This window comes from Stappia sp. TSB10GB4 (genome assembly GCF_900185745.1).
Taxonomy (GTDB): domain Bacteria; phylum Pseudomonadota; class Alphaproteobacteria; order Rhizobiales; family Stappiaceae; genus Stappia.
Map to the genome: position 1 here is coordinate 89020 of NZ_FYAV01000030.1, position 12184 is coordinate 101203.

The window sequence follows — 12184 nt, forward strand, 5'->3', positions numbered from 1 at the left end:
CCGCGGGATGGGGTCCCGCGGGCTCTTTCCTTATGGGTTCACTCGGCAGCCTGCGGCAGGCCGTCGGGCGGAGCCCTGCGCTCGTCCTTGCGCGGGCCGATTGCGGTGACTGTCGCCGATCCCGGCGCGCCGAAGACCGCCGAGGCCGGCGCCACGGGCGCTGCCGGCTGCTGCTGCGGCCCGTCCCGCTCCTCTTCTTCGAGGGCATCGGAGGCCGTTGCGGCGTCCGCCTTTCCGCCCCGCCAGGAGGCGAACATCCGCATCCATACCGTCGGCATCGCCAGCATGGTCGGGATGACGATCAGCGTCAGGATGGTGGCGAAGCCGAGACCGAAGATCACCGCCGTCGAAAGCTGGACCCACCACACCGCCGTGATCGAGCCAAGCGCGACCACCCGGTTGAAGAAGTCGAGATTGAGCTGGGTCATCATCGGCACCAGGCCGGCGATGGTGGTGATGGTGGTGAGAAGCACCGGCCGGATACGCTGCGCCGAGGTCTTCAGCACGGCTTCCACCGGTTCGATCCCGTCCTCGCGGAAGCGGTTGTAGGTGTCGATCAGCACGATGGCGTTGTTCACCACGATGCCGGCCAGCGCCACCACGCCCGTTCCCGTCATGATGATCGAGAACTTCTGCCCCATCAGCGCCATGCCGAGCAACACGCCGAAGATCGACATGATCACCGTCGAGAGCGTCAGGAACGTCTGGTAGAAGCTGTTGAACTGCGTCACCAGGATGATGAACATCAGGAACAGCGAACCGACCATCGCCTTCATCAGGAACTCGCCGGACTCCTTCTGGTCCTCGTCGGCGCCGCGGAACCGGAAGGAAACGTTGTCCGGCCATTGCTGGGTGTCGAGCCAGGCCTGCAACTCCGCCACCTTGTCGTTGGCGGTCAGCGGCCGCGTGACGCCGTCCGCTGTGGTGATCGTGTCGGTCATCACCACATTGGCCTTCACGTCCATCGCATAGAGCCCGTCGCGGCGGGTGATCGTCGTCACCTTCTGCTGCGGTGCCCGGTCGATGAAGTTCGACAGCGGCACCTGGCCGAGCGGCGTCTGCAGGCGCAGGGAATCGAACCGGTCGAGCGTGCGCTCCGTCTCCGGCAGGCGGACGCGGATGTCCACCTCGTCTTCCGAATCGTCCGGCCGGTACTTGCCGATCAGCACGCCGTTGGTGACGAGCTGCACCATCGAGCCGACCGAGCCGATGCCGGCCTGGAACCGGCCCGCCTGCTCGCGGTCGATGGAGATCTGCCATTCGATGCCCGGCAGGGGGCGGCTGTCCTCGCGGTCCTGCAGGCTTTCCATCGTGTCGACATGGCTGCGCACCTTGGCCACCGCCGCCGTCAGGTCGTTGTAGCTGGTGGAGGTGATCTGCAGGCGGACGTCCTTGCCCGTCGGCGGGCCGCCCTCGATCTCGCGGGTTTCCACGAAGATGCCCGGCAGGCTCGCCGTGCGCTCGCGAATTTCGGCGGAGATCTGCTTCCAGTTCCGCCGGCAGCAATAGTCGGAGAACTCCAGGTTGATCTGGGCGATCACGTCGGCGGGCTTGTCCTGCACGCCCATCATGCCGCCGCCGCTGCTGCTGCCGGTGGTCACCGACATCACCGCGTTCTTGATGCCCTTGACGTCGATCACCTCGCGCTCGACGGCGAGCGCCAGGTTCAGAGCCTCGCGGGCGGAGAAGTTGCCGCGCGCCGAGACCAGAACGATGGCCGAGTTCGGCTCCTCCTCGACGAAGAACTCGACGCCCTGCGAGTTGGCCATGAAGTAGGTCAGGATGCCGCCGGACAGCAGCACCAGACCGACCAGCGTCACCACGTTGCCGATCGGCCGACCGGCGCAGAAGCCCAGCATCCGGACATAGAGGCCGGTGAAGCCACGGATCTTGCGCGGGTCGAACTTCTCGCCCGCCGACAGCAGCCGGGCCATGTGCTGCTCTTCCGCCGCGATCCGCCGGGCCCGGCGGCGCGACAGCCGGATCAGCGGCGCCAGGCCGCGATAGGCGGCAAGTCCCGCCGCAAGGCCCGCGCCGGCGGCGACCGGCAGAACCAGCATCGAGGGCAGGGGCAGCAGGCCTGCCGTCGCCGGATGGGCGAGCAGCACGGCCACCACCGCCCCGACCAGCAAGGCCATCACCCATTCGGCATTGCGGCCGACCCAGGAGATGGCGCCGGACATGGCCGCGCCGGTGACGGGAAGGAAGACCAGCGCGGTCAGCAGCGAGGCGCTGAGCACGATGATCACCATGATCGGCAGGTAGCTCATGAACTCGCCGGCAACGCCGGGCCACAGCAGCATCGGCAGGAAGGCGGCCAACGTCGTCGCCGTCGAAGACACGATCGGCCAGAACATCAGCTTCGAGGCGCGGATATAGGCCTCCTGCGCCTCCATGCCCTCGGCGACCTTGCGGTCGGCATACTCGACCATGACGATGGCGCCGTCGACCAGCATGCCGACGGTCAGCACCAGGCCGAACATCACCATCGTGTTCACCGTCATGCCCACCGACTGCAGGATCAGGAAACCGACCATGAAGGAGGCGGGAATGGCGATGCCGACGAGCAGCGCCGATTTGATGCCGAGCGCCCAGATGATGACCACCATCACCAGGAAGATGGCGGTCAGGATCGAGGCCTCCAGCGAGCCGAGGATTTCGTAGATGTCCTCCGACTTGTCGAGGATGAAGTCGATCCGGATCGTCTCCGGCCAGTCCTTCGTGACCGAGGCCACGACCGCGCGCACCGCCGCGTTGTTCTCGATGATGTTGGTGCCCTTGCGCTTGACCACGTCGATGGAGATCGCCGGATGACCGTTGACGCGGGTGAAGCTGGTCGGATCCTTGAAGGTGCGGCGGATCTCGGCGATGTCGCCGAGCGTCACGACGCCTTCGCCGCTCTGCTTGATCGGCAGGGTGTAGACGTCGGCCGCGGTCTCGACGAGGCCCGGAACCTTGACGTTGAAGCGGCCCTGGCCGTTGTCCAGGAAGCCGGCGGGCACCAGTTGGTTGTTGTTCGCCAGCGAGGTCAGCAGTTCCTGCTGGGTGACCTGGTAGGATTCCAGCTTCATGCTGTCGATGATGACTTCCAGCAGTTCCTCCCGATGGCCGGAAAGGTCCGCCTTCAGCACGGTCGGAATCGCCTCGATGTCGTTCTTCAGCCGCCGCGCGTGCCGGTACAGCGTGCGCTCCGGCACGTCGCCCGACAGGGTGACGAAGATCGTCGGCATCAAGGCGAAGTTGGTTTCGGTGATGGTCGGCTCGTCGGCTTCCGACGGCAGCTCCGCCTTGGCCTGATCGACCTTGTCCCGGACGTCGGCGAGCGCCTTGGTCTTGTCGAAGTCGATGTTGAACTCCAGCAGGACGCCGACATGGCCTTCGCCGGAGATCGTGGTGATCTCCTTCAGCCCGTCGAGGCCGCGCAGGGAGGTTTCCATCGGCCTGGCGATCAGACGCTCCGCGTCGCCGGGCGAAATGCCCTGCTGGGTGATCGACACGTAGAACACCGGGATGTCGATGTCCGGATCGGCCTCTTTCGGCACGCCGATATAGGCCATGATGCCGGCCGCGACCATCACCACCATCAGGGTGAGGACGGTCTTCGGCCGTCGCAGGACAGTCTCGAGCATCGAGATCATTGCGTGGCCTCCGCCGTGCTGGTCACCGGTTCGACCACCTGGCCGTCGGTTACGTAGTCCTGACCGGTCACGATCAGCCGCACCTGCTCGGGCAGGCCGCCGACCCACAGGCCGTCGATGTCGCCGCCGAGCACGATCACCGGGTGGAAGACCACGCGGTTCTCCTCGTCGACGGCGCGGATGCCGAGCGTGCCGGCGTCATTCAGCGTCAGGACGCCGGAGCTGAGCTGGTGGGCGCGTTCCTCGCGCAGCGGCACTCTGGCAGTCGCGGTGATGCCGTCGCGGATCGCGCCATCCTTGTTGTCGATGACGATCTCGACACGGAAGGTGCGGGTGGACGAGTCGGCGGCCGGCGCGATGTAGCGGATCCTGCCGGTGGCTGTGCCGCCCGCGACGAGTTCCACCTCTGCCTCCTGGCCGATCTCGAGCTTGCCCACGTCGCGCTCCGACACCTGGCCGATCGCCAGGATCGGGTCGGCGTCGATGATCGTGGCGCAGATGCCGCCGATGGCGAGGACCGTGCCGACACTGACCATCGGGCTCTCGACAATGCCGGAAATCGGCGCCTTGATGATCGTGCGGGCCAGCTCGAGCTCCTGCTCCTCCAGCTTGGCGCTGGCGGCGTCCATCGCCGCGCGCAGCGCGGCAACGCGGGTCTGGGCGGTGAAGCCCTTCTCCTTGAGCTGGGTCGCGGCGGTGTGGTCGAGCTCCGCCTGGGCAAGCAGCGCCTTGGCTTCCAGCACCTTGGCCTCGCGCGCGCCCTTGTCGAGCACGCAAAGCACGTCGTCCTTGGCGATCCGCTGCCCTTCCTGGACCCGCCTTTCGGCCACCCGGCCGCTGGTTTCCGCTCGGACCTCGACTTTGGCATCGGCCTCCGTGCGGCCGCGGATCACCAGGACCGAGCGGCGCGGTTCGGCGACGATGTCGCGCACGGCGACGCGGAACGGCTTTGCCGCCGCTTCCTCCGCGCGCTGCGAGGGGGGCGGCGTTGCATTCGGCGAATCGGCGAGGCCGCCGGCGACAAAGGTGCCCGTCCACATCCAGCCCGCGACGCCGGCGACGATGCCGACCGCGAGAACGTAGGAGAAGCGGATCTTCATTCGGTGATCTCCGGGGAGGTTTCGGTCACTCGGCCGCCTGCGGGAGGGCAGGGAGGCCGCGTGCGATGTCTTCAAGTCGGTGTCGGTTCGCTTCCAGGAAGCGGATGTCCTCGGTCATGCAACTGCGCCCGTATTCCAGGATGAAGCGGGCTGCCGGACGGTGGTCGCAGGGCTCGCCGGCAATGGCTTCGAGCTTGGCCAGATCCCCACGCATATGCTCCAGTCGCGCGTCGATGGCCTTGCGGATGACGTCCGGCCCCACCATTTCGGCGCACATGGCGACCAGCAGGAACGGCGAGCGGTAGATGTCCGGCGCCGGCAGTTGGCTGAGGTCGCGGATGAACTCGGCGCGGCCGGCCTCGGTGATCGAATAGACCTTGCGCGAGGGCTTGCCGCTCTGGGCCTCCTCGCGCACCGTGACGAGCCCTTCGGCCTCCAGCCGCGCCAGCGCGGGATAGATCGAGCCGAAACTGGCGTCGACGAAGTAGCTGTACTTGCCTTCGGTCGAGAGCTTGCGGATCTCATAGCCGGTGGCGTCTCCGAAATTCAGGATTGCAAGGCACAGTGTTCTGACGCTCATACTCAGGTCCCTTCCACCCTCGCCGGGAATGGCGGCCCGTCGCCCTGCCGAAAAGCGGGCGATCTTGTTGTCCGGCCGTCGCGGGTCGCGGTCCTTGCGGTGCGATCCGTCCTTCCGTTCTCATGGCCTGTCCGTCCCGACCGTGCTTGCGTTTTTCGCCCGATGGGGGCGCCTGCTGGCTGCGGACAGTGCCGGTTCGGTATATTCTTGATTATGGATATATCGGATCGATATACTTCCGCCTTATATAGGCTTCGGACCCTGCGGCACAAGCGGCCCGTGAGGGATTTTTCGTAGCCTGCAGCTTTTTCCGATGACCTTGAAAGGCGGGGCGCAGCCCTGCCTGCGGCAGTCGACCGCGTGGACATTCCGGGCGTCTGCGCCATCTTCGGGGAACGGTGGCCTGCAAAGGGGCCGGAGCGATGGCCCGACAGCCTTTACGCCGCGAACGAGAGTGCGGATCCATGACCGACATGCAAGACATGCAACCTTCCCGGCGGCCCGGCGGCGTCTCCCGCCTGCTGGCGCAGCCCTTCTTCCGGCTCCTGGCCATCAACTGGCTGATCGGTGCTTTCGCCGCCGCCATCGTTCTTGGCGGGCTGTTGTGGCTCGACACCGGCGGGCTGCGCAGCCTGATCCTGGCCTCCGACCAGCCCTGGCTGCCGATCCTGGTGCTGCTGGCGGGCCTGATGATCACCCTGTGCTCGGCCGCCATGGGCGCGGCGATCATGGCGCTGCCCTCCGAGCCGGGCGACGACAGCGGCCGCCGCATGCGCCTCGACGTCAAGGGCGCGCTCGAGCCGGCCCTCGCTCCGGTGCCCGTGCCCGTATCCGTGCCGGCCCGCCCCCGCTCCTGACGCGAAAGCCTTGCATCGGCGCGCGCTTTTGGGTTTCCTCCGGCCTTGAGCAGCCCGCTTCGGGCCTGATCCCCTCGTGCAACGGACGGTCCCAATGAGCGACACCTATCCGCGTGATCTCGTCGGCTACGGACGCGAGACGCCCAATCCGCAGTGGCCGAACGACGCCAACGTCGCCGTCCAGTTCGTCATCAACTACGAGGAGGGCGGCGAGAACTGCCTCCTCCATGGCGACAGCCATTCCGAAGCCTTCCTGTCGGAGATCGTCGGCGCCGCCCCCTGGCACCGCCAGCGGCACATGAACATGGAGTCCATCTACGAATACGGCTCGCGCGCCGGCTTCTGGCGCCTGTGGCGGATGTTCACCGAGCGCTCCATGCCGGTCACCGTCTACGGTGTCGCCACCGCCCTGCAGCGCAACCCGGACGCGGTCGCCGCCATGAACGAGGCCGGCTGGGAGATCGCCTCGCACGGGCTGAAGTGGATCGACTACAAGGATTTCTCGCGCGAGGACGAGAAGCGCCACATGGCCGAGGCGATCCGCATCCACGAGGAGGTCACCGGCTCGCGTCCGCTCGGCTGGTACACCGGCCGCTCGTCGGAGTTCACCCGCGACCTCGTGATGGAGGAGGGCGGCTTCCTCTATGATTCCGACAGCTATGCCGACGATCTGCCCTATTGGGTGGAAGGGCCGTCCGGCCCGCATCTTGTCATTCCCTATACGCTCGATGCCAACGACATGCGTTTCGCGACCGCGCAGGGGTTCAACTCGGGCGACCAGTTCTTCACCTATCTGAAGGACACGTTCGACACGCTCTATGCGGAAGGCGAGGCCGGCGCGCCGAAGATGATGAATATCGGCCTGCACTGCCGTCTGGTCGGCCGCCCGGGACGCGCTGCCGCGCTCGCCCGCTTCCTCGATTATGTCGCCTCGCACGAGAAGGTCTGGGTCACCCGGCGCATCGACATCGCCTGGCACTGGCATGCCCACCACGCCGCCGGCTGAGGCCGGCAAGGCTCCGGCGGAGGTCGAGGCGCTCGCCGGCGCGCTGCTGGACCGGCTGCACGAGACCCAGCCGCTGCGCGTCTGGTCGCTGATCGTCACGATCTTCGGCGATCTCGTCGCCCCGCGCGGCGGCGAGGTCTGGGCCGGCACGCTGTCGGATCTGCTCGGGCTGATGCGCATCGATGCGGCGGCGGTGCGCGCCGCGCTCTCGCGTCTTGCCCGCGACGGCTGGGTCGAGCGCGAGCGCCGGGGCCGGCTGAGCTTCTACGCCCTGTCGGCGGCCGGGCGCGCGACCTTCACCCCGGCTTCGCAGCGCATCTACCGGCTTGCGCCGGAAGCGGGCGAGGGGCGGGCGGTGGAGCTGCGGCTCGTCGTGCTGTCCGAAACGGAGGGCCGCAACGGTCTGCGCGAGGCGGCCCGCAAGGCCGGCTACGGCTTGCTGGCGCCCGGCATCCTGCTCGGCACCCCGGCCAGCCCACCGCTCGACGGGCCCGAGTTTCCGCAAGGGGCGGCGGACGGTGCGGTGACGCTGGCGGCCTCCGTGCTGGCCGGCTCCGATGCCGACCTCGTCGCCCGCGCCTTCGATCTTGCCCCGCTGGCCGGCCGCTATCAGTCCTTCTGCCGGCGCTATGCGCCGCTGGCCGAGGCCCTGGAGAGCGGACGGGATGGGGCGGGGCGCACGCTGCTGTCGCCGGAGACGGCGATGGTCTGCCGTATCCTGCTGGTCCACGACTATCGCCGGCTGATCCTGCGCGATCCGATGCTGCCGCCCGCGCTGCTGCCCGCCGACTGGCCGGGCCTTGCCGCCAACCGGCTGGCCGCCCGTCTCTACGGCGCGTTGCGCAAGCCGGCCGAGGCCTGGATCGCCGCCCATGCGCGCGGCCGCGACGGCCCGCTGCCGCCGCCCGACGCCAGCGAGGCTCGTCGCTTCTCCGCCGGCTGAGCCCTGGAATTCAGTCAAATCAGCAACTTGCGCGAACCGGTTTGGCATACGCAAATGTGTGACAAAAAATACTTGAAACCTAAAAATATCGTCACGTATAATGCGAGGCAGATAAGGCGCGCCGCTTGCGCGTCCCGCATGGCAACCGAGGAGGGGTTGATCGCATGTACACCCAGGCCCTGAACGCCCGTGATGCGTCCGACGAGCGCAGCGAGGACGCCGCGCTGCTCGCCGCCTTCCAGGCCCGCGTCGATGCGGAAGAGAAGATCGAGCCCAACGACTGGATGCCGGAGGCCTATCGCAAGACCCTGGTGCGCCAGATCTCCCAGCATGCCCATTCCGAGATCGTCGGCATGCTGCCCGAGGGCAACTGGATCACCCGCGCCCCGACCCTGAAGCGCAAGGCGGCGCTGCTCGCCAAGGTGCAGGACGAGGGCGGCCACGGTCTCTACCTCTATTCCGCCGCCGAGACGCTGGGTGTTTCCCGCGAAGAGCTCACCGAGCAGCTTCTGTCCGGCAAGGCGAAATACTCCTCCATCTTCAACTACCCGACCCTGACCTGGGCCGATATCGGCGCCATCGGCTGGCTGGTCGACGGCGCGGCGATCATGAACCAGATCCCGCTCTGCCGGTGCTCCTTCGGCCCCTATTCGCGCGCCATGATCCGCGTGTGCAAGGAAGAGAGCTTCCACCAGCGCCAGGGCTACGAACTGCTGCTGGAGATGTGCCGCTCGTCGGAAGAGCAGAAGGAGATGGTGCAGGACGCGCTGAACCGCTGGTGGTGGCCGTCGCTGATGATGTTCGGCCCCTCCGACACCGATTCCAAGCACTCCGCCCAGTCGATGGCCTGGAAGATCAAGCGCTTCACCAATGACGAACTGCGCCAGAAGTTCGTCGACGCGACCGTGCCGCAGGCGCATTATCTCGGCCTGACGCTTCCCGACCCGGACCTGAAGTTCAACGAGGACACCGGCCACTGGGAATATGGCGAGATCGACTGGGAGGAGTTCGCCCGCGTCGTCGCCGGCAACGGCCCGTGCAACCGCGAGCGCCTCGCCGCCCGCCGCAAGGCCTTCGACGAGGGCGCTTGGGTGCGCGAGGCGGCCCTTGCCTATGCCGAAAAGCGCCGCAACCGCCGCGAGGCGGCCCGCATCGCCGCCGAGTGAGCGAGGTCCCGGCGCGGGGCACGCGCCGGGGGCAAGGCATAACGACGTTCCGAAGGAACATGAGGCTGCGCAAGGGCCATGCGCCCGCGAGCCCGAGGGAGAAAACCATGACCGAGAAGAACACGCCGCTCTGGGAAGTCTTCATCCGTTCGCGCACCGGCATGGCCCACCGCCATTGCGGTTCGGTGCATGCGGCCGACGAGGAAATGGCGCTGCAGGCCGCGCGCGACGTCTACACCCGCCGCGGCGAGGGCGTCTCCATCTGGGTGGTGCCGTCCTCGGCGATCGTCGCCTCCGACCCGACCGAGAAGGACGTGATGTTCGAGCCGACCGCCTCCAAGATCTACCGGCATCCGACCTTCTACGAGATCCCCGAAGAAGTCGGCAACATGTGAGTGGGAGCGGCACCATGACCACGACCGACCGGACCGCCGATCTCTTCGCCTACACCCTGCGTCTTGCCGACGATGCGGCCATTCTCGGCCAGCGTCTCGGCGAGTGGTGCGGCCATGCACCGACGCTGGAGGAGGACATCGGCCTTGCCAACGTCGCGCTCGACCATATCGGTCAGGCACGCGCGCTCTACACTTACGCTGGCGAGGTGGAAGGCGAGGGCCGCGACGAGGACCAGCTCTGCTTCCTGCGCCCCGAGCGCCAGTTCAACAACTGCCTGCTGGTCGAGCAACCGAACGGCGATTTCGCGCAGACCATCCTGCGCCAGTTCTTCTTCTCCGCCTTCATGCTGCCGCTGTGGCGCGAGCTGAAGGCCTCGAAGGACGCAACCCTCGCCGCCATCGCCGCCAAGGCGGAGAAGGAAGCGGCCTATCACCTGCGCCATTCCGCCGAGTGGACCATCCGCCTTGGCGACGGCACGACCGAAAGCCATGAGCGCGCCCAGGCGGCCGTCGATCACCTGTGGCCCTATACGAGCGAATTGTTCGAGGTCGACGGGCTGGTCGAGCGGCTGGTCGCAGCCGGCATCGCCGTCGATCCGGCGAGCCTGCGCGACGAGTGGCACGCCACCTTGCGCCAGGTGCTGGACGAGGCGACGCTGCGCCTGCCGCCCGACGGCTGGTTCCAGACCGGCGGCCGCTCTGGCCGTCATTCGGAGAGCTTCGGCCACCTTCTGTCCGAAATGCAGTACATGCAGCGGGCCTGGCCGGGCCTGAGGTGGTGAGGCAGATGGGCGCGCGCCTGCACGACATCGCGGGGGAGAGCGCCCGCCGGCGTGCCTTCGAGGTCGCCGCAAAGGTGCCGGACCCGGAAGTCCCGGTGCTGACAATCGGCGATCTCGGCGTGCTGCGCGATGTGCGCATTACCTCCGACGGCACGGTCGAGGTCGACATCACGCCGACCTATACCGGTTGTCCGGCGATGGCCGTCTTCACCATGGACATCGAGACCGCGTTGATGGCGGAAGGCTTCGGCAAGGTACGGGTCAACACCGTGCTGGCGCCGGCCTGGACCACCGACTGGCTGAGCGAGGACGCGCGCGAGAAGCTGCGCGCCTACGGCATCGCCCCGCCGGCCGGTAAGGCCTCGCGCCGTGCCCTGTTCGGCGACGACGAGGTCGCCTGTCCGCGCTGCGGCTCGGTTGATACCGAGAAAGTGTCGGAGTTCGGCTCCACCGCCTGCAAGGCGCTGTGGCGCTGCCGCTCCTGCGCCGAGCCGTTCGACTATTTCAAGTGCCACTGAGCTGGCGTCTTGTCCGGCGGGCAGCGGGTGCCACCGGAAGCTTTTGAGGGAGAACCGCATGTCGCCGCGATTTCATGCGCTGAAGGTCCGCGAAGTGAGGCGCGAGACGCCCGAGGCGGTGTCGATTTCCTTCGACGTGCCGGAACCCCTGCGCGAGGCCTATCGCTTCGCCGCCGGCCAGTATCTCACCCTGCGCGCCGTCATCGGCGGCGAGGAAGTGCGCCGGTCCTATTCGATCTGCGCCGGCGAGGATGACGGCGAGTTGCGCGTCGCGGTGAAGAAGATCGACGGCGGCGTCTTTTCCGCGTTCGCCAATGAGAACGTGGCCGCCGGCGACGAGATCGACGTGATGACCCCGTCGGGCCGTTTCGTCCTGCCGGCGCATCAGGGCGGCCCGCGCCAGCTCGTCGCGGTCGCCGCCGGCTCCGGCATCACCCCGGTGCTGGCGATGATCCGCACCGTGCTGACGCGCGAGCCGGAGAGCGAGTTCTTCCTGTTCTACGGCAACCGCAGCGCCCAGACGATCATCTTCAAGGAAGAGATCGAGGACCTGAAGGACCTGTTTCCGACCCGCTTCGGCGTGTTCCACGTGCTCTCGCGCGAGACCCAGGACGTGGAGATCCTTTCCGGCCGGCTGGACGCGGAAAAGCTGGAGCGCCTGTTCAAGCACGTGCTGCCGGTGGCGGAGGCGGACGGCGTCTTCCTCTGCGGCCCGGGCGAGATGATCGAGACGGCGAGCGCCGTGCTCACCCGTCTCGGCGTGGCGGGCGAGCGCATCCACCGCGAGTTCTTCACGCCGGCCGACGGCTCGGCCCCGCATGCGGCCAAGCCCGCGAACAGGACCGCCGAAACCGCCCATGCGGCGCGCGCGGAACTGATCATCGACGGGGCCCGCGTCACGGTTCCGGTCGCCGCCGGCGAGACCATCGTCGATGCGGCGATGCGCGCCGGCGTCGAGGTTCCCTATTCCTGCAAGGGCGGCATGTGCTGCACCTGCCGCGCCAAGGTCGAGGCCGGCGAGGTCGACATGGCGGTGAACTATTCGCTCGAGCCCTGGGAGATCGAGGCCGGCTTCGTCCTCACCTGCCAGTCGCGCCCGGTCTCCGACACGGTGGTGCTCGACTACGACGCGATGTAGGCTCCAGGGAGCGGGGCAGGGCACGCGGTGCACCGTCCCCGTTTCCCCCAAGAGAGCCTTC

Annotated in this window: 11 protein-coding genes; 8 read left to right on the forward strand and 3 right to left on the reverse strand. The window is 67.6% G+C overall.

Features of this window, described 5'->3' with window-relative positions; translation table 11 throughout:
• Positions 1-38: 38 nt before the first annotated feature.
• The 3 genes from TSB10GB4_RS23770 to TSB10GB4_RS04680 are packed head-to-tail and all read right to left on the reverse strand — an operon-like array spanning position 39 to position 5318.
• Positions 39-3638: an efflux RND transporter permease subunit gene (locus TSB10GB4_RS23770; protein WP_186394760.1), complete on the reverse strand. Its 3600-nt coding sequence runs from the start codon at positions 3636-3638 to the stop codon at positions 39-41.
• Positions 3635-4738 carry an efflux RND transporter periplasmic adaptor subunit gene (locus TSB10GB4_RS04675; protein WP_186394761.1) on the reverse strand — a complete coding sequence of 368 codons (1104 nt, stop codon included), beginning with the start codon at positions 4736-4738 and terminating at the stop codon, positions 3635-3637. The genes TSB10GB4_RS23770 and TSB10GB4_RS04675 overlap by 4 nt, the downstream gene beginning before the upstream one ends.
• Before the next feature lie 25 nt (positions 4739-4763).
• Positions 4764-5318, reverse strand: coding sequence for a PadR family transcriptional regulator (locus tag TSB10GB4_RS04680; RefSeq protein ID WP_186394762.1), 555 nt, complete (start codon positions 5316-5318; stop codon positions 4764-4766).
• 464 nt (positions 5319-5782) lie between these two features.
• On the opposite strand from TSB10GB4_RS04680, the gene TSB10GB4_RS04685 reads away from it, so the two are divergent.
• From TSB10GB4_RS04685 to paaE, 8 genes are all read left to right on the forward strand, one after another.
• A complete protein-coding gene (locus TSB10GB4_RS04685; protein ID WP_186394763.1) occupies positions 5783-6175 on the forward strand; it encodes a hypothetical protein in 393 nt (130 codons plus the stop codon).
• 94 nt (positions 6176-6269) lie between these two features.
• Complete coding sequence (puuE, locus tag TSB10GB4_RS04690) at positions 6270-7181, forward strand: allantoinase PuuE (protein ID WP_186394764.1); 912 nt, start codon at positions 6270-6272, stop codon at positions 7179-7181.
• Positions 7159-8124: a PaaX family transcriptional regulator C-terminal domain-containing protein gene (locus TSB10GB4_RS04695; RefSeq protein WP_186394765.1), complete on the forward strand. Its 966-nt coding sequence runs from the start codon at positions 7159-7161 to the stop codon at positions 8122-8124. Before puuE ends, TSB10GB4_RS04695 begins: the two co-directional genes overlap by 23 nt.
• Positions 8125-8288: 164 nt before the next feature.
• Complete coding sequence (gene paaA / locus TSB10GB4_RS04700) at positions 8289-9290, forward strand: 1,2-phenylacetyl-CoA epoxidase subunit PaaA (RefSeq protein WP_186394766.1); 1002 nt, start codon at positions 8289-8291, stop codon at positions 9288-9290.
• A gap of 107 nt (positions 9291-9397) precedes the next feature.
• Positions 9398-9685, forward strand: a complete 288-nt coding sequence (gene paaB, locus TSB10GB4_RS04705; RefSeq protein WP_067341684.1) for a 1,2-phenylacetyl-CoA epoxidase subunit PaaB — start codon at positions 9398-9400, stop codon at positions 9683-9685.
• Positions 9686-9699: 14 nt separating this feature from the next.
• Complete coding sequence (gene paaC, locus TSB10GB4_RS04710) at positions 9700-10467, forward strand: 1,2-phenylacetyl-CoA epoxidase subunit PaaC (protein ID WP_186394767.1); 768 nt, start codon at positions 9700-9702, stop codon at positions 10465-10467.
• 5 nt (positions 10468-10472) lie between these two features.
• Positions 10473-10985 carry a 1,2-phenylacetyl-CoA epoxidase subunit PaaD gene (gene paaD / locus TSB10GB4_RS04715; RefSeq protein WP_186394768.1) on the forward strand — a complete coding sequence of 171 codons (513 nt, stop codon included), beginning with the start codon at positions 10473-10475 and terminating at the stop codon, positions 10983-10985.
• Positions 10986-11043: 58 nt separating this feature from the next.
• A complete protein-coding gene (paaE, locus tag TSB10GB4_RS04720; protein ID WP_186394769.1) occupies positions 11044-12123 on the forward strand; it encodes a 1,2-phenylacetyl-CoA epoxidase subunit PaaE in 1080 nt (359 codons plus the stop codon).
• The last annotated feature ends 61 nt before the right edge of the window (positions 12124-12184 follow it).

Coding starts and splice junctions, on each gene's coding strand:
- TSB10GB4_RS23770 (WP_186394760.1), bottom strand. CDS start 3,638: ATGATCTCGATGCTCGAGACTGTCCTGCGACGGCCGAAGACCGTCCTC.
- TSB10GB4_RS04675 (WP_186394761.1), bottom strand. CDS start 4,738: ATGAAGATCCGCTTCTCCTACGTTCTCGCGGTCGGCATCGTCGCCGGC.
- TSB10GB4_RS04680 (WP_186394762.1), bottom strand. CDS start 5,318: ATGAGCGTCAGAACACTGTGCCTTGCAATCCTGAATTTCGGAGACGCC.
- TSB10GB4_RS04685 (WP_186394763.1), top strand. CDS start 5,783: ATGACCGACATGCAAGACATGCAACCTTCCCGGCGGCCCGGCGGCGTC.
- puuE (WP_186394764.1), top strand. CDS start 6,270: ATGAGCGACACCTATCCGCGTGATCTCGTCGGCTACGGACGCGAGACG.
- TSB10GB4_RS04695 (WP_186394765.1), top strand. CDS start 7,159: ATGCCCACCACGCCGCCGGCTGAGGCCGGCAAGGCTCCGGCGGAGGTC.
- paaA (WP_186394766.1), top strand. CDS start 8,289: ATGTACACCCAGGCCCTGAACGCCCGTGATGCGTCCGACGAGCGCAGC.
- paaB (WP_067341684.1), top strand. CDS start 9,398: ATGACCGAGAAGAACACGCCGCTCTGGGAAGTCTTCATCCGTTCGCGC.
- paaC (WP_186394767.1), top strand. CDS start 9,700: ATGACCACGACCGACCGGACCGCCGATCTCTTCGCCTACACCCTGCGT.
- paaD (WP_186394768.1), top strand. CDS start 10,473: ATGGGCGCGCGCCTGCACGACATCGCGGGGGAGAGCGCCCGCCGGCGT.
- paaE (WP_186394769.1), top strand. CDS start 11,044: ATGTCGCCGCGATTTCATGCGCTGAAGGTCCGCGAAGTGAGGCGCGAG.